This is a genomic window from Frigoribacterium sp. Leaf186, assembly GCF_001423905.1.
Taxonomy (GTDB): domain Bacteria; phylum Actinomycetota; class Actinomycetes; order Actinomycetales; family Microbacteriaceae; genus Frigoribacterium.
This window is the reverse complement of the sequence record NZ_LMPQ01000012.1, coordinates 311,190-332,548: the sequence shown is the minus strand read 5'-3', so window position 1 is coordinate 332,548 and position 21,359 is coordinate 311,190. Positions and strand designations below refer to the sequence as shown.

21 protein-coding genes, 2 tRNA genes and 1 riboswitch are annotated in these 21,359 nt (G+C 72.3%); of the genes, 11 read left to right on the top strand and 12 right to left on the bottom strand.

The features are described 5' to 3' along the window. Positions 1–24 precede the first annotated feature (24 nt). From ASG05_RS14650 to ASG05_RS14640, 3 genes are all read right to left on the bottom strand, one after another. Positions 25–100: transfer RNA gene (locus ASG05_RS14650), tRNA-Arg, on the bottom strand. Positions 101–180: 80 nt separating this feature from the next. Beyond that, complete coding sequence (locus ASG05_RS14645; RefSeq protein ID WP_056263164.1) at positions 181–441, bottom strand: thioredoxin domain-containing protein; 261 nt, start codon at positions 439–441, stop codon at positions 181–183. An 84-nt stretch (positions 442–525) separates the two neighbouring features. Next, on the bottom strand, positions 526–810 hold the full coding sequence (locus tag ASG05_RS14640; RefSeq protein ID WP_043597121.1) for a hypothetical protein: 285 nt from the start codon (positions 808–810) through the stop codon (positions 526–528). 116 nt (positions 811–926) lie between these two features. Between ASG05_RS14640 and ASG05_RS14635 the strand changes: the two genes are divergently transcribed. From ASG05_RS14635 to ASG05_RS14615, 5 genes are all read left to right on the top strand, one after another. Then, positions 927–1,388 (top strand): MarR family winged helix-turn-helix transcriptional regulator, encoded by a 462-nt coding sequence (locus tag ASG05_RS14635; protein ID WP_056262446.1) that lies wholly within the window; start codon positions 927–929, stop codon positions 1,386–1,388. Continuing rightward, positions 1,385–2,632 (top strand): MFS transporter, encoded by a 1,248-nt coding sequence (locus ASG05_RS14630; RefSeq protein ID WP_056262443.1) that lies wholly within the window; start codon positions 1,385–1,387, stop codon positions 2,630–2,632. Before ASG05_RS14635 ends, ASG05_RS14630 begins: the two co-directional genes overlap by 4 nt. 99 nt (positions 2,633–2,731) lie before the next feature. Next, on the top strand, positions 2,732–3,352 hold the full coding sequence (gene orn / locus ASG05_RS14625) for an oligoribonuclease (RefSeq protein ID WP_056262440.1): 621 nt from the start codon (positions 2,732–2,734) through the stop codon (positions 3,350–3,352). Positions 3,353–3,392: 40 nt separating this feature from the next. Further along, positions 3,393–3,465 (top strand) — tRNA-His (locus ASG05_RS14620). Positions 3,466–3,714: 249 nt separating this feature from the next. Then, positions 3,715–4,032 (top strand): metallopeptidase family protein, encoded by a 318-nt coding sequence (locus tag ASG05_RS14615; protein WP_056263158.1) that lies wholly within the window; start codon positions 3,715–3,717, stop codon positions 4,030–4,032. Here the strand turns inward: ASG05_RS14615 and ASG05_RS14610 are convergent. From ASG05_RS14610 to ASG05_RS14590, 5 genes are all read right to left on the bottom strand, one after another. Further along, on the bottom strand, positions 4,029–4,589 hold the full coding sequence (locus tag ASG05_RS14610) for an ATP-binding protein (protein ID WP_235491533.1): 561 nt from the start codon (positions 4,587–4,589) through the stop codon (positions 4,029–4,031). The genes ASG05_RS14615 and ASG05_RS14610 overlap by 4 nt on opposite strands. After that, on the bottom strand, positions 4,582–5,376 hold the full coding sequence (locus tag ASG05_RS14605) for an energy-coupling factor transporter transmembrane protein EcfT (RefSeq protein ID WP_056262437.1): 795 nt from the start codon (positions 5,374–5,376) through the stop codon (positions 4,582–4,584). The genes ASG05_RS14610 and ASG05_RS14605 overlap by 8 nt, the downstream gene beginning before the upstream one ends. Next, positions 5,373–6,896: an ABC transporter ATP-binding protein gene (locus tag ASG05_RS14600; RefSeq protein ID WP_056262435.1), complete on the bottom strand. Its 1,524-nt coding sequence runs from the start codon at positions 6,894–6,896 to the stop codon at positions 5,373–5,375. The genes ASG05_RS14605 and ASG05_RS14600 overlap by 4 nt, the downstream gene beginning before the upstream one ends. Positions 6,897–6,917: 21 nt before the next feature. Then, positions 6,918–7,580, bottom strand: coding sequence for an ECF transporter S component (locus ASG05_RS14595; RefSeq protein WP_056262432.1), 663 nt, complete (start codon positions 7,578–7,580; stop codon positions 6,918–6,920). Beyond that, positions 7,576–7,684: riboswitch (TPP riboswitch) on the bottom strand. (Overlaps the previous gene by 5 nt.) Positions 7,685–7,716: 32 nt before the next feature. Beyond that, positions 7,717–8,157, bottom strand: a complete 441-nt coding sequence (locus ASG05_RS14590; RefSeq protein ID WP_056262429.1) for a hypothetical protein — start codon at positions 8,155–8,157, stop codon at positions 7,717–7,719. 85 nt (positions 8,158–8,242) lie between these two features. On the opposite strand from ASG05_RS14590, the gene ASG05_RS14585 reads away from it, so the two are divergent. Next, positions 8,243–8,974: an alpha/beta fold hydrolase gene (locus ASG05_RS14585; protein WP_056263152.1), complete on the top strand. Its 732-nt coding sequence runs from the start codon at positions 8,243–8,245 to the stop codon at positions 8,972–8,974. A 14-nt stretch (positions 8,975–8,988) separates the two neighbouring features. Here the strand turns inward: ASG05_RS14585 and ASG05_RS14580 are convergent, their stop codons facing one another. After that, positions 8,989–9,876, bottom strand: coding sequence for an NAD(P)-dependent oxidoreductase (locus tag ASG05_RS14580; RefSeq protein ID WP_056262426.1), 888 nt, complete (start codon positions 9,874–9,876; stop codon positions 8,989–8,991). A gap of 135 nt (positions 9,877–10,011) precedes the next feature. Here ASG05_RS14580 and ASG05_RS14575 point away from each other — a divergent pair, with 135 nt between their 5' ends. Beyond that, a complete protein-coding gene (locus ASG05_RS14575) occupies positions 10,012–10,374 on the top strand; it encodes a YnfA family protein (protein WP_056262424.1) in 363 nt (120 codons plus the stop codon). A 21-nt stretch (positions 10,375–10,395) separates the two neighbouring features. Here the strand turns inward: ASG05_RS14575 and ASG05_RS14570 are convergent, their stop codons facing one another. Beyond that, entirely contained in the window at positions 10,396–10,875 is a 480-nt protein-coding gene (locus tag ASG05_RS14570; protein ID WP_056262420.1) for a nucleoside deaminase, read from the bottom strand. 84 nt (positions 10,876–10,959) lie between these two features. Further along, positions 10,960–11,919: an NAD(P)-dependent oxidoreductase gene (locus ASG05_RS14565; RefSeq protein ID WP_056262416.1), complete on the bottom strand. Its 960-nt coding sequence runs from the start codon at positions 11,917–11,919 to the stop codon at positions 10,960–10,962. A 296-nt stretch (positions 11,920–12,215) separates the two neighbouring features. Between ASG05_RS14565 and ASG05_RS14560 the strand changes: the two genes are divergently transcribed. From ASG05_RS14560 to treZ, 4 genes are all read left to right on the top strand, one after another. Then, the gene (locus ASG05_RS14560; protein ID WP_056262414.1) at positions 12,216–13,796 is read left to right on the top strand and encodes a S8 family serine peptidase; all 1,581 of its coding nucleotides are present in this window, start codon (positions 12,216–12,218) and stop codon (positions 13,794–13,796) included. A gap of 118 nt (positions 13,797–13,914) precedes the next feature. Beyond that, entirely contained in the window at positions 13,915–16,113 is a 2,199-nt protein-coding gene (glgX, locus tag ASG05_RS14555) for a glycogen debranching protein GlgX (protein WP_082486839.1), read from the top strand. A 17-nt stretch (positions 16,114–16,130) separates the two neighbouring features. After that, the gene (gene treY / locus ASG05_RS14550) at positions 16,131–18,506 is read left to right on the top strand and encodes a malto-oligosyltrehalose synthase (protein ID WP_056263149.1); all 2,376 of its coding nucleotides are present in this window, start codon (positions 16,131–16,133) and stop codon (positions 18,504–18,506) included. Positions 18,507–18,636: 130 nt separating this feature from the next. Then, positions 18,637–20,409, top strand: coding sequence for a malto-oligosyltrehalose trehalohydrolase (treZ, locus tag ASG05_RS14545; RefSeq protein WP_056262412.1), 1,773 nt, complete (start codon positions 18,637–18,639; stop codon positions 20,407–20,409). 79 nt (positions 20,410–20,488) lie between these two features. Here treZ and ASG05_RS14540 read toward each other — a convergent pair whose 3' ends face one another. After that, positions 20,489–21,295: a polyprenol monophosphomannose synthase gene (locus tag ASG05_RS14540; RefSeq protein ID WP_056262409.1), complete on the bottom strand. Its 807-nt coding sequence runs from the start codon at positions 21,293–21,295 to the stop codon at positions 20,489–20,491. Positions 21,296–21,359: the final 64 nt, after the last annotated feature.

Below are 21,359 nucleotides of genomic sequence, written 5' to 3'. Positions count from 1 at the left end.
AGCACCGCGAGAGCTGGTGCCTGCTGGTGCCCCCGGCAGGAATCGAACCTGCGACCAAGAGATTAGAAGGCTCCTGCTCTATCCGCTGAGCTACGGGGGCGGTCGGTCCACGATACCGTGCCCCGTCCCACGCACCGCCAGCGACTGATCCGGCCCGGCGACCGTGTTCGAGCCCGGTGGTCAGACCGCCAGTGCGAGGGCGCCGAGCAGCCGGTCGAGCGTCGGGACGCCGGGCGAGCGGAAGACGACCTCGCCGTCGTCGCGCGTCACCACGAGGGTCGGCGTGCTGCGGACGTCGCGTCGTTCGGCCTGGTCCGGTCGGGCGGCGACGTCGGCTTCGTCGACCACGAGTGACGGGACGAGGGCCCGGGCTTCGGCCACGACCGCTCGAGCCGCGTGGCAGGGACCGCAGAAGGCGGACGTGTACAGCTCGAGCATCATGTCGGGCACAACGAGGAGGCGCGGGGGATTCTTCCCCCGCGCCTCCTGCTGTCTCGTGCGTCGTGGCGGCCCGGGCCGCCGGCGTCAGTTGTCGCGGTCGTCGTTGCGGTCTTCGGGGTCGTCGACGGGGTCACTGTCCTTCGCGTCGAGCGAGTAGTGCACCTGCAGCTGCTCGCCGACCATCTTCGCTTCGGTGGCGGTGTAGACGATGCCCGTCTCCATGCCGTCGATCAGCACGAAGTCGGTGATCTGCTCGTCGTACGAGCCGTCGGTGCTGATGCGGGTGTCGGTGGAACCGTCGCTCGGACCGCCGTCGAAGAAGACGACGTACTCGGAACCCTCGGCCACGGTGGGCTTGCTGTCTGTCATGCCCACAGGTCTACCAGGAGGCGCGGAGTCGGCGTCCAGTCTTCTCGCGCACCCGAGACCGAGATCGGTCCCAAAAAAGATAGCCAAGCTATATAGCTTGGCTATACACTAGGCTGATGACTTCTCAGCCGACAGACATCTTGGAATCCCTCCTGACGTCGACCCATCGCCTGACGCGGATCGCCGCGCAGGAGACCGGCCGCACCACCTCCCCCGCCGTCTGGCGCACGCTCTCGATCCTGACGACCGACGGCGACCTGCGCGTCGGCGACCTCGCCCGGGCCAGCCGCGTCTCACAACCCACCATGACCAAGCTCGTCCGCGGTCTCGCCGACGACGAACTGGTCAAGCGCATCGCCGACACCGACGACTCGCGCGCCTGGCTCATCGCCATCACCGCCAAGGGCACGGCCGCCCTCACCGAGTGGCGAGGTCAGCTCGCCGACTCGCTCGGCGACCTGTTCGCCGACCTCGACGACGACGACTGGGACGTGCTCGACCGAGCGACCCGCCTCCTGGCCTCGCGCGTCGGCACCCGCGCCGACGTCCGCGCCGACACCGAGGCGGTGTTCGCATGAGCGCCGCGACCCCGACCGCGCACGAGCCGAAACCGAGCATCCTCAACCAGCCGACGGCCGTCTGGGCGATCGCGTTCGCCTGCGTCGTCGCCTTCATGGGCATCGGGCTCGTCGACCCGATCCTCCCGGCCATCGCCGAGTCGCTGAAGGCCAGCCCCACGCAGACCGAACTGCTCTTCACCAGCTACCTCGCCGTCACGGGCGTGGCCATGTTCTTCACCAGCTGGGTCTCGAGCCGCCTCGGCGCCAAGCGCACCCTGCTGATCGGGCTCGCCCTGATCGTCGTCTTCGCCCTGTTCGCCGCCACCAGCGGCGACGTCTGGTCGGTCATCGGGTTCCGTGCCGGGTGGGGACTCGGCAACGCCCTGTTCATCTCGACCGCCCTCGCCACCATCGTCGGCGCGGCGTCGGGCGGGACGGCCTCGGCGATCATCCTCTACGAGGCGGCCCTCGGCCTCGGCATCGCCATCGGCCCGTTGATCGGCGGCCTGCTCGGCTCGGTCAGCTGGCGCGGACCCTTCTTCGGCGTCACCACGCTGATGGCGATCGCGTTCATCGCGATCGTGCTGTTCCTCAAGGGGGGCGCCACCGAGAAGGTGGCTCCGACCGGGCTCTCGGCGCCCTTCCGTGCCCTGGGCCGCCCGGCGCTCGGTGCCCTCGCCGCGACCGCGCTGTTCTACAACATCGGCTTCTTCGTCCTGCTCGCCTACACGCCCTACCCCCTCGGTTTCGGCGCACTCGGCATCGGGTTCACGTTCTTCGGCTGGGGCGTCGGCCTGGCCGTCACCTCGGTCTGGGTCGCGCCCCTGCTGACCGCGCGCCTCCGCCGGACGACCGTGCTGCGCATCGCCCTGCCCCTGCTGGCGCTCGACCTCGTCGCCGCGGCCGTGTTCGTCGGCACCCCCGCCGCGCTGGTGGTCTGCGTCGTGGTCGGCGGACTCGTGCTCGGCGTCCTCAACACGGTGCTGACCGAGTCCGTCATGGAGGCCACCGACCTGCCCCGCTCCGTCGCGTCCAGCGCCTACTCGGGCGTGCGCTTCCTCGGCGGCGCGGTCGCCCCGCCCGTCGCGACCCTGCTGGCCGACACCATCGCGCCGAGCGCCGCGTACGTGTTCGCCGCCGCCAGCGTCGCCGTCGCGTTCGTCGTCGTGGTCGCCGCCCGCGGGGCCCTCCGCCGTGTCGACGACGGCCCCGAACCGGCCCGCGTCGAAGCCGAGGCCATCGGCGCCGGCGAAGCCCTGTAGGCCCGGCGTCCCGCGCGCCCGCACCCGCGCCTCCTGGTCCGACCACGGGTCGAGCACAGGAGGCGCGGCCGCGGACGGGCACCGGACTAGACTCGCCCAATGGCTACGAGCAACGACCGACTGGTCTGGATCGACTGCGAGATGACCGGGCTCGACCTCAGCGTCGACGAACTCGTCGAAGTGGCCGTGGTGGTCACCGACTTCGATCTCAAGCCCGTGCACCCCGGCTTCACCATCGTCATCAAGCCCGACCAGTCGGCGCTCGACAACATGGGCGAGTTCGTCACCGAGATGCACCGCTCGTCAGGCCTCATCGACGAGATCCCCGACGGCGTCAGCCTCGCCGAGGCCGAGTTCGAAGTGCTCGAGTACATCCTCAAGTACGTGCCCACCGAACAGCACGCACCCCTCGCCGGCAACACCATCGGCACCGACCGGGCCTTCCTCGCCAAGTACATGCCCCGCGTCGACGGCCACCTGCACTACCGCAGCGTCGACGTGTCGTCGATCAAAGAGCTCGCCCGCCGGTGGTTCCCCCGCGTGTACTTCAACGCCCCCCAGAAACACGGCGGCCACCGCGCCCTCGCCGACATCCTCGAATCCATCCGCGAACTCGAGTACTACCGTCGCGCCGGCTTCGTCGCCGACCCCGGCCCCACCACCGACGACGTCCAGGCGATCTCGAAGGCCGTCGTGGACGAATGGGCCCCGCGCCTGTAGTAGAGTCTTCTCGTTGCGATCGCCTCGGTGGTCACACATGGTGGGTATAGCTCAGCTGGTAGAGCGCCTGGTTGTGGTCTAGGAGGCCGCGGGTTCAAGCCCCGTTACTCACCCGAATGGAAACCCCTACCCTCCGATGGGCAGGGGTTTTTCGGGCTCCGCGCCTATTTGTCTTGGATGCGCGAGCGCATCCAAGACGTAGCGGGGTGGAACGTCGCTGCGCTCGTCACGGTCGGGGCAGCGCCCAGCGACAGACCGCGTGGGCGTGCGAAGGTGGGCGGGTGGACGACTCACCCGAGAACGACGACGACCGGCCCGCGGGCATCGACCCCGGTGAGGTGAGCGCCGCCGCGTTCGACGCAATGGTCGTCGACCAGCTCGACCTGCTGCCCGACGACATGGTCGACGGGCTCGACAACGTCGTGTTCGTCACCGAAGACCGCCCAGAGGACGGCACCCTCGACCTGCTCGGCCTCTACGACGGCGTCGCCCTCACCGAACGCGGCCAGTACGGCTTCGGCGAACTGCCCGACCGCATCATCCTCTACCGCGAACCACACCTCGCCGCCGTCGACGACCTCGAGCAGCTCCGCGACGAGATCCACGTCACCCTCGTCCACGAGATCGCGCACTTCTACGGCATCGACGACGACCAACTGCACGAACTGGGCTGGGCCTAGGCCTGCACCACCACGTCCGCCAGCGAGCGGGGGTCGTCGGCCGCCAGGTGCGCCTCCTCCTGCTCGGACCAGACGTCCCACCACGGTTCGTACGTCGCCCCGTCGCGGGCGAGCGCCCGTGCCCGCCGAGACCCCGCGTCGAGCTCGAGCCACACGCGCACGTCCGCCAGGGCCGAGGAGGCGCGGGTCACCGCCCCCGCCCCCTCCACGACCAGCGAGACGGTCGGGTCGAGAGCCTCCCACCCGCCCGCACGGTCGGCGGTCCAGTCCCACCGGCGCCACCCGGGGTCCACCGGCCGGAGCATCGTCGTCTCGACCGTCCGCGAGGCGGCGGCCAACCCGTGCCAGCCCGGGTAGACGTCGTCGAGGTGCACCAGGCGCACGGGGCCCAGCCGGTCGGCGGGCCACGCGGCGGCCACCGCACGGCCGAGCGTCGTCTTGCCCGAACCCGACCGGCCGTCGATCAGCAGCACCACGCGGTGCGACCCGGCCCGCGCCTCCTCGGCCCGGCGCAGCAGGACGCCGACGGCGTCGTCGACGGCGACGCGCTCAGGCAAGGACGAACTCCCACGTGCCGGCCAGCACGGCCGCCGTGATCGAGACGCCGGCGATGACGACACCGAGGGCGACCAGCACGCCGTCGCGCAGCCCGAACGTCGACGGGCGGGCCCACGTGCGCGGGGTGTCGGCGCCGAAGCCCTTGGCCTCCATGGCCGTGGCGAGCTTGCTGCCCCGTCGCACCGACAGCACCAGCAACGAGAAGGCCTGCTGACCGAAGCGCCTCAGCGCTCCGACCGGGCCACCCGAGTCGGCGACGCCCCGGGCACGACGGGCCCGGGCGAGCTGTCGCCAGTCGTCCATGAACAAGCCCACCAGTCGCAGCCCGGCGAGCCCGCCGAGCACGAACCGCGCCGGCAGCCGCAGCACCTGGCCGAGACCGTCGGCGAGGTCGGTCGGGTCGGTCGTCGCGAACAGGACGATGCCCGGCACGCCCACGGCGAGGATGCGCAGCCCGATCGCCCCGGCGAGGGCGAGGGAGCCCTCGGTCACCGAGACGAGGCCCCAGTCGACGACGGCCGCACCGCCGTCACGGCCGTAGAGCGCGATGGCCACGACCGACGTGGGGGCGGCCACCCAGAGCGGTGCGGTGCGGGCGAGCAGCTGCCGGGCCGACAGACCCGCGAACGGCAGCAGCAGGGCCTCGAGCAGCAGGGCCGTGCCCGCCGAGACCCAGTCGATCGAGAGCAGCAGGGCGAGCGCGAGCACGACCGCGGCGAGCAGCTTGGCGACCGGGTTGACGCGCCCGACGGCTCCGGTGGCGACGACGGGGGTCAGCACGCTCATCGTGGCCTGCCGGTCGCGTCGACGCGTCGGGCGTGCGCGCTCAGGTCGAGGACGTCGTCGGCGAGCGCCTCGACGAACTCGGCGTCGTGGGTGACGGCGACGACCGCCCGCCCCTCGTCGAGCAGCTCGGCGAGCAGGGCGACGAGTTCGCGCCAGGTGCGGGCGTCCTGCCCGAAGGTCGGCTCGTCGAGCACGAGCAGCGACGGCCGCGACGCGAGCACGGTCGCGACCGAGAGCCGGCGCTTCTCGCCGCCCGAGAGCGTGAACGGGTTGGCCCCGGCGAGGTGGTCGAGGCGCAGCCGGTCGAGGAGGTGGTCGACACGCGAGGCGACCTCCCTCGGGGACGCGCCCAGCGCCTCCGGACCGACCGCCAGCTCGCGTCGGACGGTCGCCGTCAAGAACTGGTGCTCGGGGTCCTGGAAGACCGTGCCCACGCGGGTCAGCAGCTGTCGGGGCTTCCAGCGGATCGGCGACGGGCCGGCGCCGTCGGCGAACGACGGGCTGGCCTCGAGGCGCCCGCCGACGGGAGCGAGCAGCCCGGCGACGGTGAGCGCCACCGTGGACTTGCCCGACCCGTTCGTCCCGGTGACGGCGAGGGCGCGCCCCTCGGTGACGGCGAGGTCGACGCCCGAGGCGACCGCTCGCCCCTTCGGCCCGTGGTGCCCGACGGCGAGCTGCGTGGCGGTGAGCAGCAGGTCGCCCGTCGTGCGCGACCGGACCGGCCCGGGAGGCGCGGCGCCGGGGACCCACACCCCCGCGTCGACGAGGCGGTCGCGTTCGGACCGCAGCACGTCGTCGGGTCGGCCGTCGGCCAGGACTCCCCCACCCGCGTCGAGCACGACGACGCGGTCGACGACGGGCAGCCAGACCGAGACCCGGTGTTCGACGACGACGAGCGTCGCCTCGGTGTCGGCCAGGACACGGGCCACGGCGTCGCGCACCTCGACGACGCCCTCGGGGTCGAGGTTGGCCGTCGGCTCGTCGAGCAACAGCAGGCCGGGCCGCATGGCGAGGGCGCCGGCCAGCGCCAGGCGCTGCTTCTGGCCACCGCTGAGCTCGGAGGTCGACGCCGACAGCGGCAGGTCGAGCCCGACCGCGTCGAGGGCGTGGCCGACGCGCCGCCAGATCTCGTCGCGGGGCACGCCGAGGTTCTCGCAGCCGAACGCGACGTCGTCGCCCACGCGGGCGAGGACGACCTGCGAGTCGGGGTCCTGCAGGACGAGCCCGACCCGGCCGCGCTGGTCGGCGGGCTCTCGCCCGTCGACGAGCAGGTCGCCGGCCTCGTCGCCCTCGTCGTCGCCGCCGAGCACGCCGGCGAGCCCGGCGAGCAGCGTCGACTTGCCGGCACCGGAGGCGCCGAGCAGCAGCACGCGCTCGCCGGGGGCGACGTCGAGGTCGAGCTGCGAGACGGCGGGCAGGCGGCGGCCGGCGTGACGCCAGCCCCAGCCGCGGGCGGTGACGCGTGCGCCGCGGACCTCGCCCTGGGCCGGTCCGCGCGCGTCGCCCGACCCGTGGGACACGGAGGACACGAGGAGGCGCGCCTAGACCCGGGCGTCCGCCGAGCGTCCCGAGGCGAACCGCGACAGCGCCCCGGTGCGGGCCAGGCCGCGGGCGGCCAGCCACGAGAGCAGGCCGGCGATGACGGTGCCCGACACGACCGAGGTGACGACGTAGACGGCCTTCGACCCCGCGGCGTACGCGGCGGCCGAGGCGAAGCTGGTGTCCATCAGGCCGACGGCGAGGCCGGCGACGGCGCCGGCGAGCAGCACCGTGCCGAGCCGCCACGACTTGTAGAGGAAGACCGCGAGCACGATCTCGGCGCCGAGCCCCTGGACGATGCCCCAGATGAGCACCGAGAAGCCCCACTGCGTGCCGATCAGCATCGAGACCACGGCCGCGACGACCTCGGTGTACACGGCGGCGCCGGGCTTGCGGATGACGATGCCGCCGAGCACGCCGGCGAAGAGCCAGCCGCCGTTCAAGATGCCCTCGAAGCCGCCCGAGAAGCTCAGGACGCTGTCGATGGGCGTGTAGGCCAGGCCCCAGGCCCAGAACACGACGCCGGCGGCGACGCCGATGACGCTGGCGACGACGATGTCGACGACGCGCCAGCGCCGGGTCGGGGTGGTGCGGGCCTTCGGCGTGAAGCCGGTCGAGCTGTCGCGAGCCGCCGTGGAACGGTTTTCGGGCGTGGACGTGGACATCTGTTCTTCTCCTCCCTGCGCTGGCATGACCCAGATCAGGTTCGACGGTCGAAGCGTGGTTCGCTTCCTCTCAGCCCGGCTCACCGGACTCCCGTGTGTCGTGGGGACGATCATAGCGCCGTCCCCACGGCCGGGGTCAGAGCCCGGCGGCCTTGCGGACGAGCGCGGCCACGGAGGCGCGGGTCGCGGCGTCGTCGTCGGTCACCGCGTACGAGGTGGCCCAGATCGACCCGTCGTCGAGTCGGGCGGCGTCCTGGAAGCCGAGCGTCGAGTACCGCGTGCCGAACTTGGCGCCCGGCTGGAAGAAGACGACGACCTTGCCGTCGGCGTTCGCGTACGACGGGAACCCGTACCAGGTCTTCGGGGCGAGGCCCGGGGCGTGCTCGGCGACGACCTCGTGCACCATCCGGGCGATCGGCCGTTCGACGTCGGTCATGGCCGCGATGGCGTCCACGGCGTCCTGCGCCTCGGCGGCCGCCTTGTCGGCCACCTTCTGGCGCTTCGCCTCGGCCCGGAGCTCGGCGGCGCGCTGCTTCATCGCGGCCTTCTCTTCTGTGCTGAACCCGGCGTCCGCCATGGTCGTGCCCTTCTCGTGCCTGCGCGCTGTGGGTCGGCCCGGTCGGGTCGGCATGGGCCCCATGATGACAGGCAGGATGGTCGTCATGCACCTGAACACCACGACCACCGGCGGCGGCGAGCGCCACGTCGCGCTCGTCCACGGGCTCGGCGCCGACGGGGCGACCTGGCGGCCGATCGTCGACCGGCTCGTCGCGACCGGGTCGTACACCGTCACCACGGTCGACCTGCGGGGCCACGGCGAGAGCGACCGGGCGTCGTCGTACCGGATCGACGACTTCGCCGACGATCTCGCCGAGGCGCTCCCCCAGGGTCTGGACGGCGTCGTCGGGCACTCGTTGGGCGGCTCGGTGCTCGTCCGTGCCGTCGACCGGTTGCAGCCTCGCACGGCCGTCTACCTCGACCCCGGGTTCTCGCTCGCCCTGCCGACGCGGGGACTCGCCGGGCGGCTGTTCTGGGCCGTGCCGACCGTCACGATGGGCGTCGCCGCGCTCGCCCAGGCGCGGAAGGGCGCGAAACTGCGGGCCGGGTACGACGACGCGACCCGCGCCTCCCTGGACGACGCCCGTGCCCGGTTCGACTCGAGCATGGCGACGGGGGTGTTCCGCGACGTGGCCTTCCACCCGGTGGCGACGACGGCACCCTCGGTGCCTTCTGTCGTCGTGCTGTCGGACGACTCCCCCGCCGTCGTGCCCGAGCGTCTCGTGTCCGACTACCAGCGCGCCGGCTGGCAGATCCGCCGCCTGCCGGGCGTCCACCACGACATGCAGCTCGAGGCCCCCGACCGCACGTTCGCGCTGCTCTCCGAACTGCTCTGACGTCCGGCGGCCGGTCACGCGGTGGGCAGGGCGCGTCCGTCGGCGTCGAGGTGGTCCCGCCACGACCGCGTCGGCGTCCAGCCGAGCAACCGACGGGCCTTGGCGGTCGAGATGCCCGAGGCGTCGACCCGGTCGAGCTCGCGCAGCTCGATCCGGTCACCGTGGTGCTCGCGCACCGTGGCGGCGAGGTCGTGGCCGCCCGCGTTGTCGGCCGCTGCGACGTAGAAGACCTCGTGATCGGGCAGGTCGCTCTCGGCGGCGAGCAGGAGGGCGTCGGCGAGGTCGTCGGCGTCGACGTAGCTGCCGAAGTTCGCGCTCTCGGGGTCGACCCGACGCACCTGCGGCCCGAGGTTCGCCTCGTCGTTGGTCTCGTCGTGGACGGTGCTCGGGCGGATCGAGATCGCCCGCAGGTCGGAGCGCCGGACGGCGGCGTCCATCAGCTGTTCGCCGAACGCCTTCGACAGGGCGTAGGGGTCTTGCGGGTGCAGGGGGTGCTCCTCGTCGACGGGGACGTAGTCGGGCAGGAAGGGCCGTTCGGGGAAGAAGTTGCCGACGATGCTCTCGCTCGACACGTTGACGACGCGCGGCACCCCGAACCGGACGGCCGCCTCGACCAGGTTGAAGGTCGACATGAGGTTGGTGTGGAAGACGACGTGGGCCGGGTTCGAGGTCGGCTGCGGGATGGCCGCGACGTGCACCACGGCGTCGGCACCCGCGACCACCGAGAACGCGGTGCCGGCGTCGGTCAGGTCGCCCATCACGTAGCGGCCGGGCTCGTCGACGCCCGTGTCGAAGACGGGCCGCGCCAGGTCGACGCCGAGCACGTCGTGGCCGGCGTCGACGAAGCGGCGGACGGCCGCCCGGCCGACCTTGCCGCGTGACCCCGTGATGACGACCTTCATGACGCGCTCCCTCGATCGAGGGATGCGCCGAGGGCCGGAGCATGCACGCCCGTGACGCTACGCCGCGTGGGCCCCAGGAGGCGCGCCCGGCTCGATCACCGGGCCGCCCGGGCACGGCGCCTGTCAGGATGCAGCATGACCGTCGTCCGGATCGTCCTGCTCTTCGCCCTCGCGGCGGTCGCCGAGATCGGCGGTGCCTGGCTGATCTGGCAGGCCGTGCGCGAGAACCGGGGCTGGCTCTTCGCCCTGCTCGGCATCGTCTCGCTGGGCGCCTACGGCTTCGTCGCCGCGTTCCAACCCGACGCGAACTTCGGCCGGGTGCTCGCGGCCTACGGCGGGGTGTTCGTCGCGGGCTCGCTCGCCTGGGGCATCGTGGTCGACGGGTTCAAGCCGACGATGTGGGACTACGTCGGTTCGGCCGTCAGCCTGCTCGGGGCGGGCATCATCGTGCTGGCCCCGATCCTCACGGGTACGGCGGGTGCCGAGGCCGAGGCCTGACCGGGGACGACGCGCTCGGCGTCACGACGCGTGTCGGGCCGTCCAGTCGGCGAAGGGCGCGGTGGCGTCCTCGGCGTGCCCGTGCTCGGACCGCAGGGTGCGCTCGTCGATCGGTTTGGCGTACTCGTCGTAGAAGGTGCCGAGGGTCATGAGCCGGTTGCCGTCCTCGTAGTGCTCGCCCTCCTGCTCGCGCGACACCGCGTAGACGACGCGGTCGGGTTGGGCGTAGTACAGGGCGCCGAGGCACATCGGGCACGGGTAGGCCGTGACGTACGCGTCGATGCCGCGGAGGTCGGTGATGCCCTGCTCGGCGGCGAGCCGGATCGCCAGGATCTCGGCGTGCGCCGTGGGGTCACCGGTCTGCGCGACGTGGTTCGTCGCCTCGGCGACGATCTCGCCGTCGCGGACGAGCAGGCAGGCGAAGGGCTTGCCGCCCTCGTCGACGTTCTGCTGCGCGCGCTCGTAGGTCAGGGCGGTGAAGGTGTCGTCTCGTTCGGTCATGCCTCGACAGTGGACCGTCGACCGGCCGCGGGCGCGGCCCGCGCCCGACGGTGCGGTTTCCGGCCCGACGACACGGCGTCCGGCTCAGGCCAGGGTCAGCTGCCCGTCGGCCTCGAGCCACTCGAGGCCCTCGACGACGGCCTGCACCGAGGTGTACCGCGGCGCGTAGCCGAGCAGGCGGCGCGCCTTGGCGATGCTCATCGAGTGGCTGCGCGACGCGTGCTGCCACGAGGCGTCGGCGTGCTCTTCGGACGTCTGGTCTCGGAACTCGGCCCACGAGACGAACCGCAGCCGCGCCTCCTGACCGTAGTGCCGGGCGACCGCCTCGGCGAGCCCGCGCAGCGTGATGGCCCGGTCGCTGACGACGTGGAACGCCTCGCCCACGACCTGCGAGTGCCGCTCGGCGGCGAGCTGGAAGGCCTGCGCGACGTCGTCGGCGTGCACGTGGTGGACGGTCTCGAGGCCGAGGCCCGGCACGGCGATCTCGCGACCCGTGGCCAGGGCCTCCCACACCGTGAGGTCGAGGTTGCCGACGGCGTTGATCATCGGCCAGCCGGGGCCGGTGATGTGACCCGGGTGCAGCACGACGGACCGGACCCCGCCCGGACGTCGCGACTCGCGCAGCAGCAGCTCTTCGATCGCGGCCTTCTGCGTGCCGTACTCGCCGAACGGCGTGCGCTCGGCCTCTTCGGTGATCGGCACCTCGCGCGACGGGCCGTGCACCCACACGGTGCCGCAGTGCACCAACACGGTGCCCGTGCCCTGCAACGCGTCGACCATCTTGCGCGCCGACGAGACCGTGAAGCAGATCATGTCGATGACGACGTCGGCGCCGAGGCCGGCGATCTCGCGCGCGAACGTGCCGTCGGCGTCGCCCGCCTCGCGGTCGAGCAGGAGGCGCGTCACGCGTGACCACGCGGCGTGCGGTCGGTACGGCTCCGACTCGCCGCGGCTGACGGCGACCACCTCGTGGCCGGCCTCGACCAGTCGCGGGACGAGGAAGCCCCCGACGTGGCCGGTGGACCCGATGACGACGATCTTCACGAGGCCGAGCCCGAGATCGTCGGGATCGTCGGGAGGGCACGACGGGGAGGGAGGGTGGCGGCTCGTCGAGCGGCAGTGGAGGACATGAGCCGACGCTACCCGGCCCGCCCCCGACGGGCGTACCCCGAACGGGGGTCACGAGGCGTCCCCCCAAGTGCCCACTGTGCCCGGGCCGAAGATTCTTCAGACTTCCTGTGAGGAGCACGGCGGCTCGTCGGATCACCGGGCGTGGCCCGCGACGAGCCACCGGCTCCCCGCGCGTCCCACCCGGCACGCGCGACCCGACGAGGAGAACCATGACCTTCACCGACCCCCGCCCGCGCGGCACCCGCCGCCGCGCCACCACCGTCTGCGTCGCGGCCGCCCTCACCCTGGGACTCGTCGCCGTGGGCTCCGGTGCCGCCGTCGCCGCGCCTCCCGGGGCCGCCCCGTCGGCGCCCGCCGCACCCGGTCGACCGGGCCCGGCACTGCCCGTCGTCGAGGGAGCGGTGATGAACTACGCCGTGAACGCCACCAAGGCGAACCCGGGCGCGACGAAGCAGGTCGAGCGCGCGGTCGCCGCCGCGGGCGGCAGCGTGATCGCCGCCTACGCCGACCTCGGCGTCGTCGTGGCCCAGTCGAGCAACACGAACTTCGCGGCCTCGGTGCGCGGCGACAAGGCCGTGCTCTCGGCCGGAGCCACCCGCACCGCCGCGGTCGCCGAGACCGACCCGACCTACGGCGTCGGCACGACGGCCCCCGGTCCGGGCAAGCCCGTGAAGCCCGGCACCCCGGGCGGGCCCGGCACGCCCGGCGGTCCGGGGCACCCCGGCGGGCCGAGGGCTACGACCTCGCCCGAGCAGCGGCTCGAGGAGGCCACGACCGTCGTCGCCGACCCGCTCGAGGCACAGCAGTGGGACCTCGCCGCGATCGGGGCCGACCGGGCGCACCAGGTCACCGACGGCAGCCGCGGCGTGCTCGTCGCCGTGCTCGACTCGGGCATCCAGGGCGACCACCCCGACCTGCAGCCGAACATCGACGTCGCCGCCTCGGCGAGCTGCCTGACCGGCACGCCCGACCGGGCCTACGCCGCCTGGCAGCCGACCACGAGCGACCACGGCACCCACGTGGCCGGCACGATCGCCGCCGCCCGCAACGGCGTCGGCATCGTGGGCGTGGCCCCCGGCGTGACCCTGTCGGCCGTCAAGGTCGTCAGCGACGACGGGTTCATCTACCCCGAGGCCGCCATCTGTGGCTTCATGCAGGCCGCGGCGACCGGCGCCGACATCACGAACAACAGCTACTACGTCGACCCGTGGCAGTTCTGGTGCGGCTCGGACGTCGACCAGGCGGCCGTGCTGACCGCCGTCGACCGCGCCGTGCAGTTCACCCAGAAGAAGGGCATCGTCAACGTGGCGGCGGCGGGCAACTCGTCGATCGACCTCGCGAACAAGACGGTCGACACCGACAGCCCGAACGACACCACGCCGACGACCCGCCCCATCGACTCGCGCTGCCTGGACATCCCGACCGAACTCGACGGCGTCGTCACCGTGTCGTCGACCACCTCGGCCGGGGCGAAGTCGGGCTTCTCGAACTACGGCCAGGGCGTCATCGACGTCGCGGCGCCGGGCTCGGCGATCCTGTCGACCGTGACCGGTGGCGGCTACGGCACCAAGTCGGGCACCTCGATGGCCTCGCCGCACGTCGCCGGCGTGCTGGCCCTGCTGAAGTCCACCCACCCGCGCCTGAGCGGCACGGCCCTGACCGGCCTGCTCGAGCGGCAGGCGACCGACACCCCGTGCCCCGCCGGCACCACGACCTGCACGGGCACGGCCGCGGACAACGGGTGGTTCGGCGAGGGGATCGTCGACGCCCTGGCGGCCGTCACGAAGTAGCGGACCCGGCCCTCGACGGGGCGTCAGCCCGGCCCCCGCGGCCGGGTGGGCGCCCCGTCCTCGCGCGGACGGCGCGGCCGTTCGCCCCTAGGCTGAGCGAGTCCCAATCGGAGGTTCGATGCACACCTGGCCCGGCAATCCCTACCCCCTCGGCGCGACCTACGACGGCAGCGGCACCAACTTCGCGATCTTCAGCGAAGCCGCCAGCAAGGTCGAGTTGTGCCTCTTCGACGACCACGGAACCGAGACGAGGGTCGAGTTCACCGAGGTCGACGCCTACGTCTGGCACGCCTACCTGCCCACCGTGCAACCCGGCCAGCGGTACGGCTACCGCGTGCACGGCGAGTACGACCCGGCCAAGGGCGTCAGGGCCAACCCGAACAAGCTGCTGCTCGACCCCTACGCCAAGGCCACCTGCGGCGAGATCGACTGGGACGAGGCGCTGTTCGCCTACACCTTCGGCGACCCCGACTCGCGCAACGACAAGGACAGCGGCCCGCACATGATGCTGGGCGTCGTCATCAACCCGTTCTTCGACTGGCAGGGCGACCGCGCCCCCAAGTACAGCTACGACGAGACCGTCATCTACGAGGCACACGTCAAGGGCCTCACCGAGACGCACCCCGACATCCCCGAGGAAGAACGCGGCACCTACGCCGGCGTCGCGAACCCGGCGATCATCGAGCACCTCAAGAAGCTCGGCATCACCACGCTCGAACTGATGCCCGTGCACCAGTTCGTGCAGGACAACACGTTGCTCGAGAAGGGCCTCAGCAACTACTGGGGCTACAACACCATCGGGTTCTTCGCCCCCCACGCCGCCTACTCGGCGACCGGCGACATCGGTCAGCAGGTGCAGGAGTTCAAGACGATGGTGCGCGTGCTGCACGAGGCCGGCATCGAGGTCATCATCGACGTCGTCTACAACCACACCGCCGAGGGCAACCACCTGGGGCCGACGCTGTCGTTCAAGGGCATCGACAACGCCGCGTACTACCGGCTGATGGACGGCGACCAGCAGCACTACATGGACTACACGGGCACCGGCAACAGCCTGAACGTCCGGCACCCGCACTCGTTGCAGTTGATCATGGACAGCCTGCGCTACTGGGTCACCGAGATGCACGTCGACGGGTTCCGCTTCGACCTGGCCGCCTCGCTCGCCCGCGAGTTCTACGAGGTCGACCGGCTCTCCACCTTCTTCGAGCTCGTGCAACAGGACCCGATCGTCTCGCAGGTCAAGCTGATCGCCGAGCCGTGGGACGTCGGACCCGGCGGCTACCAGGTCGGCAACTTCCCGCCGCAGTGGACCGAGTGGAACGGCAAGTACCGCGACACCGTGCGCGACTTCTGGCGCGGCGAGCCCTCGACCCTCGGCGAGTTCGCCAGCCGCATCACGGGCTCGGCCGACCTGTACGAACGCGACGGCCGCCGCCCGGTGGCGAGCATCAACTTCGTCACGGCCCACGACGGCTTCACGATGCGCGACCTGGTCAGCTACAACGACAAGCGCAACGACGCCAACGGCGAGAACGGCAACGACGGCGAGAGCCACAACCGCTCGTGGAACTCCGGCGTCGAGGGCGAGACCGACGACGGCGAGATCCGTGCCCTCCGCGAACAGCGTCAGCGCAGCTTCCTCGCGACGCTGTTGCTCAGCCAGGGTGTGCCGATGCTGCTGCACGGCGACGAGCTGGGTCGCACCCAGGGCGGCAACAACAACACCTACGCCCAAGACAACCAGATCAGCTGGATCGACTGGCCGAACGCCGACCGCGAGCTGATCGAGTTCGTCGCCGAGGTCATCAAGCTCCGCCACGACCACCCGACCTTCCGTCGCCAGCGCTACTTCAACGGCCGACCCGTCACGAGGGGCGAGGGCGAGCCCCTGCCCGACATCGTGTGGTTGACCACCGAGGGCGACGCCATGCACGAAGGCGAGTGGAACGAGTCGTACGCCAAGGCGATCGGCATGTTCCTGAACGGCAACGGCATCCGCGGGCGCGACGCCCGCGGCGGCCGCATCACCGACGTCAACTTCGTGCTCTACTTCAACGCCAGCGCCGAGACGGTCACGTTCGTCCTGCCGCCCGACGAGTACGCCCAGGGCTGGGAGGTCGTTGTCGACAGCACCGTGACCGCGCCTCCGCCCCCGGCGAACGCCGCCCCCCGCACCCCGACGGCCACCCGGGCCGCCACCACCCCCCAACCGCCCTCGACACCGCAGGCCCTCGCGGCCCTGCGGGCCGGTGACCGACTCCCCGTGGTGGGTCGCTCGCTCGTCGTCCTGCGTGCCACGGCCGAGGAAGAACTGTGACCCGACACGAACCGACCATGCACCCGCGCTCGACGTACCGCCTCCAGGTGCGCGCCTCCTTCGACCTCGACGCCGCCGCCGAACTGGTGCCGTACCTGCACGACCTCGGGGCGGACTGGGTGTACCTGTCGCCGATCCTCGCCGCCGAGCCGGGCAGCGACCACGGCTACGACGTCGTCGACCACAGCCTGGTCGACCCCGAGCGCGGCGGCGCCGAGGGGCTCGACGAGCTCTCGACCCGCGCCCACGCCGCGGGCCTCGGCGTGCTGGTCGACATCGTGCCGAACCACGTCGGCGTCGCGACGCCGAAGGCGAGCGTCTGGTGGTGGGACCTGTTGACCCACGGCCGCGAGTCGCGCTACGCCGACGCGTTCGACGTGGACTGGGCGGCCGGCGGCGGCAAGGTGCTGCTGCCCGTGCTCGGCGAGCCCGCCGCGTCCGACGGCTCGATCGAGGGCCTGAGCGTCGAGGGCGACGAGCTGCACTACTACGACAACGTCTACCCGATCGCCCCGGGCACGAGTGCGCCCGGCGACGACGCGACCGCCGTGCACGCGCGCCAGGCCTACGAGCTCGTGCACTGGAAGCGCGCCGACACCGACCTGAACTACCGCCGCTTCTTCGCCGTCAACACTCTCGCCGGCATCCGCGTCGAAGACGAGCGGGTCTTCGCCGAGTCGCACGCCGAGATCGGCCGCTGGTTCGCCGAGGGACTGGTCGACGGCCTGCGCGTCGACCACCCGGACGGCCTGGCCGACCCCGGGGGCTACCTCGACCGGCTCGCGACGCTCACGGGCGACGCCCACGTCCTCGTCGAGAAGATCCTCGAGGGCGACGAGCGCCTGCCCGAGAACTGGGCCACGGCCGGCACCACGGGCTACGACGCCCTCGCCGACCTCGACCGCCTCTTCGTCGACCCGAGCGGTGCCCCCGCGCTCGACGCCCTCGACTCGCGCCTGCGCGGGGCGCGCGGGGTCGATGCCGACGAGAAGGCCGCCGGGGCCGACGAGACCACCGGTGACGAGCCCGCCGACTGGCACGAGATGATCCTCGGCACGAAGCGCGGCATCGCCGACGGCATCCTGGGCAGCGAGATCAACCGCCTCGCCCGCCTGATCGCCGGCGGCGGCACCGTCGACCCGGCCGTCGTCGACGCCCTGGCCGAGCTCGCCGCGGCGTTCCCGGTGTACCGCAGCTACCTGCCGCAGGGCGCCGCCTGGCTCACCGAGGCCGCCGAGGTCGCGATGTCGCACCGACCCGAGCTGACCGATGCGATCGACGAGGTCGTCGCCGTGCTGCGCGACGAGTCGCACCCCGCGTCCGTGCGGTTCCAGCAGACCAGCGGCATGGTGATGGCGAAGGGCGTGGAGGACACGGCGTTCTACCGTTACAGCCGCCTGGCGACGCTGACCGAGGTCGGCGCCGATCCGAGCGAGTTCGCCCTCACCCCCGACGAGTTCCACGCCCGTCAGCAGGTCCGCCTGGCCGAGCGCCCGTTCGGCATGACCACCCTGTCGACCCACGACACCAAGCGCAGCGCCGACGTCCGCGCCCGCATCTCGGTGCTGGCCGAGGTCGCCACCGAGTGGGCGGCGACCCTCGAGCGGCTGCGCGAGCTCGCCCCGGTCGGCGACGGCCCGTTCGAGAACATCCTCTGGCAGACGATCGTCGGCTCGTGGCCCGCGTCGCGCGAGCGCCTGCACGACTACGCCGAGAAGGCGTCCCGCGAGGCGAGCACGTCGACCACGTGGACCGACCGCACCGACGAGGCCGAGGCCTTCGAGGCACGGATGCACGCGGCGGTCGACGCGGCCTTCGACGACGACGAGGTGCGCCACGAGGTCGAGCGCATCGTCGACGTGCTGCGCGCCCCGGGCTACAGCAACTCGCTCGGAGTCGCGCTGATGCAGCTGACCGGGCCGGGCAGCCCCGACGTCTACCAGGGCGGCGAGCTGTGGGACTTCTCCCTCGTCGACCCCGACAACCGACGCGAGGTCGACTTCGGACTGCGCCGGCGCCTCCTGGACGAGGTCCGCGCCGGCGCGACCCCCGCGATCGACGACACCGGTGCCGCCAAGCTCGTCGTCACGCACCACGCGCTGACCCTGCGCCGTGACCGCCCCGACCTGTTCACGCGGTACGCCGCACTGCCGGTCCTCGGCGAGCAGGCGGCGTCGGCCGTGGCCGTCGACCGCGGTGGCGCGCTCGCGTTCGCGACCCGCCTGCCCGTCGCGCTCGACCAGGCCGGCGGCTGGGACGACACCGTCGTGCTGACCGCAGGAGGCGCGTACCGCGACGCGTTCACCGGCCGGCGGCACGAGGGCGGTCGCCTCCGCCTGGCCGACGTGCTCGAGACGTACCCCGTCGCCCTGCTGATCCCCGCAGAGGACTGACCCCGCCGGCTCGCGCCCGACTACCGTCACCGGCAGCGAGCTGTCACCCGTGCCGCTCACGTCTCGACGTGGGCGGCACGTCGTGACTCCTCGGCCCCCTCCCCCGCCCCTTCCGAACCCGAGGAGACCGATGAGCGTCTACGACGTCTGGGCCCCTGAAGCGACCACCGTGCACCTCCACCTCGACGGCGAGCTGCTGCCGCTGACGTCCGAACCCGAGACCGGGTGGTGGCGGGCCCCCGCCGACCTCGACCGTGGGCCGGGCCACCGCTACGGCTTCGTGCTCGACGGCGGGGACTCGCCCGAGGACGAGACCCCGCTGCCCGACCCCCGCTCGCGCCGCCAGCCCGACGGCGTGCACGGCCTCAGCGAGACCTACGACCCGTCGGCCTTCGCCTGGACCGACGACGCCTGGACGGGCCGTCAGCTGGCCGGGTCGGTCGTGTACGAGCTGCACGTCGGCACGTTCACCCCCGACGGCACGCTCGACTCGGCGATCGAGAAGCTGCCGCACCTCGTCGACCTGGGCGTCGACCTCGTCGAGCTGCTGCCGGTCAACGGCGTGAACGGCCGCTGGAACTGGGGCTACGACGGCGTCGACTGGTTCACGGTCACCGACAACTACGGCGGGCCCGAGGCGTACCAGCGCTTCGTCGACGCCGCGCACGCGGCCGGCCTCGGCGTGGTGCAGGACGTCGTCTACAACCACCTCGGCCCCTCGGGCAACTACCTGCCGCTGTTCGGGCCCTACCTCTCGAGCAAGCACGCGAACACCTGGGGCGACAACGTCAACCTCGACGACGACGGTGCCCACGAGGTGCGCGAGTTCATCCTCGACAACTCGGCCATGTGGCTCGACGACTACCACGTCGACGGCCTGCGCCTCGACGCCGTGCACGCGCTGAAGGACGACAGCGACGTCCACCTGCTGCAAGAACTGGCCGAGCGGACGGCCGCGCTCAGCAGCCACCTGCGCCGCCCGCTCTCGCTGATCGCCGAGAGCGACCTCAACGACCCCCGGCTCGTCACCCCGCGCGACGGCGGTGGCTTCGGCCCCGACCACCGCCAGGGCTACGGCCTCGACGCGCAGTGGAGCGACGACTTCCACCACGTCGTCCACGTCGCGCTGACGGGTGAGACGACCGGGTACTACGCCGACTTCGAACCGCTCGGCGCCCTCGCGAAGGTGCTCACCAAGGGGTTCTTCCACGACGGCACCTGGTCGTCGTTCCGTGAGGCGGAGCACGGCCACCCGGTCGACACCGAGCACATGCCGACCTGGCGACTCGTCGTGGCGAACCAGAACCACGACCAGATCGGCAACCGGGCGATCGGCGACCGCCTCGCGGCGACGCTCGACGACGGTCAGCTGGTCATCGCCGCGACGCTCACCCTCGCCGGCCCGTACACGCCGATGCTCTTCATGGGCGAGGAGTGGGCCGCCTCGACCCCGTGGCAGTTCTTCACCTCGCACCCCGAGCACGACCTGGGCGAGGCCACGGCGAAGGGCCGCATCGAGGAGTTCGCGAAGATGGGCTGGGACGAGTCGTCGGTGCCCGACCCGCAAGAGCCCTCGACCTTCGAGAACAGCAAGCTCGACTGGTCCGAGCTCGAGACCGGCCGCCACGCGGTGCTGCTCGACGCGTACCGCCGTCTGGGCGCCCTCCGCCGCAGCGAGCCGGCGCTCACCGACCCCCGCTTCGGCGAGACGAGCGTCGACTACGACGGCGACGCCCGCTGGCTCGTGCTGACGCGCGGCGACCTGAAGATCGCGATCAACCTCGCCGACCAGGAGGCGCGGGTCGCGGTGAGCGCCGAGACCGTCCTGTTCGCCAGCGACGAGTCGATCGCCGCGGGGTCGAGCCTGCTGCTGCCGGCGCACTCGGTCGCGATCGTCCGCTGACGCCGCACCACGCACCACGCACGACGCGCGCGCCCGGGGCTGACCACCCCGGGCGCGCGCGCTGTGTGTCGCCTCCCTGCTAGCGCGTCGACACGCCGCCTCGCACGGGCCCGACCCGGTGCGAGGTGGCGCGGACGCTCGGCAGGCGACGGTGTCGCACGACCAACTCGACGACGGCGCGAGACCGTCGTCGCAGACCCCAGAGGGTCACCTTGGTCAGCGACTCCCTGACGATCGAGCCGCTCATCTTCGAGGCGCCGTGGATGCGCTCGGTGAACGTGATCGGAGTCTCGACGACCCGCAGGCCCGCTTGCAGCGCGCGCCAGAGCAGGTCGACCTGGAAGCAGTAACCGCGCGACTCGACCCGGTCGAGGTCGATGCGCTGCAGCGCCGACGACCGGAAGACGCGGAACCCGCCGGTCGTGTCGGCCACCCGGATGCCCAGGGCGCCCCGGGTGTACCAGCTGCCGCCGCGGCTGAGCAGCTCGCGCCGCAGCGGCCAGTTCTCGACGGCGCCGCCGGGCACCCAGCGCGAGCCGAGCACCAGGTCGTTCTCGCGCAGCAGCTCGAGCATGCCGGGCAGGTACTCGGGGTGGTGCGAGCCGTCGGCGTCCATCTCGACGAGGGCGTCGTAGCCGCGCTCGAGCCCCCAGGCGAAGCCCGCCAGGTAGGCGGCGCCGAGGCCGGCCTTCTCGGTGCGGTGCATCACGTGCACGCGCGGGTCGCGCGCGGCGTAGGCGTCGGCGAGCTCGCCGGTGCCGTCGGGCGAGCCGTCGTCGACGACGAGCACGTCGACCGAGGCGCCGGAGGCCAGCGTGCGCCCCACGATCCAGTCGAGGTTCTCGCGCTCGTTGAAGGTCGGGATGATGACGAGGGCGTCGTTCATGAGGGGGGTCCTTTCCCGTCGGGTGGGAGTCGGAGGTGTCGGGGTGTCGGGGTGTCGGGGTGTC

What these genes read in the sequence shown, in the direction of transcription:
- ASG05_RS14645 (WP_056263164.1), bottom strand. Translation starts at nt 441, where the DNA reads ATGATGCTCGAGCTGTACACGTCCGCCTTCTGCGGTCCCTGCCACGCG.
- ASG05_RS14640 (WP_043597121.1), bottom strand. Translation starts at nt 810, where the DNA reads ATGACAGACAGCAAGCCCACCGTGGCCGAGGGTTCCGAGTACGTCGTC.
- ASG05_RS14635 (WP_056262446.1), top strand. Translation starts at nt 927, where the DNA reads ATGACTTCTCAGCCGACAGACATCTTGGAATCCCTCCTGACGTCGACC.
- ASG05_RS14630 (WP_056262443.1), top strand. Translation starts at nt 1,385, where the DNA reads ATGAGCGCCGCGACCCCGACCGCGCACGAGCCGAAACCGAGCATCCTC.
- orn (WP_056262440.1), top strand. Translation starts at nt 2,732, where the DNA reads ATGGCTACGAGCAACGACCGACTGGTCTGGATCGACTGCGAGATGACC.
- ASG05_RS14615 (WP_056263158.1), top strand. Translation starts at nt 3,715, where the DNA reads ATGGTCGTCGACCAGCTCGACCTGCTGCCCGACGACATGGTCGACGGG.
- ASG05_RS14605 (WP_056262437.1), bottom strand. Translation starts at nt 5,376, where the DNA reads ATGAGCGTGCTGACCCCCGTCGTCGCCACCGGAGCCGTCGGGCGCGTC.
- ASG05_RS14595 (WP_056262432.1), bottom strand. Translation starts at nt 7,580, where the DNA reads ATGTCCACGTCCACGCCCGAAAACCGTTCCACGGCGGCTCGCGACAGC.
- ASG05_RS14590 (WP_056262429.1), bottom strand. Translation starts at nt 8,157, where the DNA reads ATGGCGGACGCCGGGTTCAGCACAGAAGAGAAGGCCGCGATGAAGCAG.
- ASG05_RS14585 (WP_056263152.1), top strand. Translation starts at nt 8,243, where the DNA reads ATGCACCTGAACACCACGACCACCGGCGGCGGCGAGCGCCACGTCGCG.
- ASG05_RS14580 (WP_056262426.1), bottom strand. Translation starts at nt 9,876, where the DNA reads ATGAAGGTCGTCATCACGGGGTCACGCGGCAAGGTCGGCCGGGCGGCC.
- ASG05_RS14575 (WP_056262424.1), top strand. Translation starts at nt 10,012, where the DNA reads ATGACCGTCGTCCGGATCGTCCTGCTCTTCGCCCTCGCGGCGGTCGCC.
- ASG05_RS14570 (WP_056262420.1), bottom strand. Translation starts at nt 10,875, where the DNA reads ATGACCGAACGAGACGACACCTTCACCGCCCTGACCTACGAGCGCGCG.
- ASG05_RS14560 (WP_056262414.1), top strand. Translation starts at nt 12,216, where the DNA reads ATGACCTTCACCGACCCCCGCCCGCGCGGCACCCGCCGCCGCGCCACC.
- glgX (WP_082486839.1), top strand. Translation starts at nt 13,915, where the DNA reads ATGCACACCTGGCCCGGCAATCCCTACCCCCTCGGCGCGACCTACGAC.
- treY (WP_056263149.1), top strand. Translation starts at nt 16,131, where the DNA reads ATGCACCCGCGCTCGACGTACCGCCTCCAGGTGCGCGCCTCCTTCGAC.
- treZ (WP_056262412.1), top strand. Translation starts at nt 18,637, where the DNA reads ATGAGCGTCTACGACGTCTGGGCCCCTGAAGCGACCACCGTGCACCTC.
- ASG05_RS14540 (WP_056262409.1), bottom strand. Translation starts at nt 21,295, where the DNA reads ATGAACGACGCCCTCGTCATCATCCCGACCTTCAACGAGCGCGAGAAC.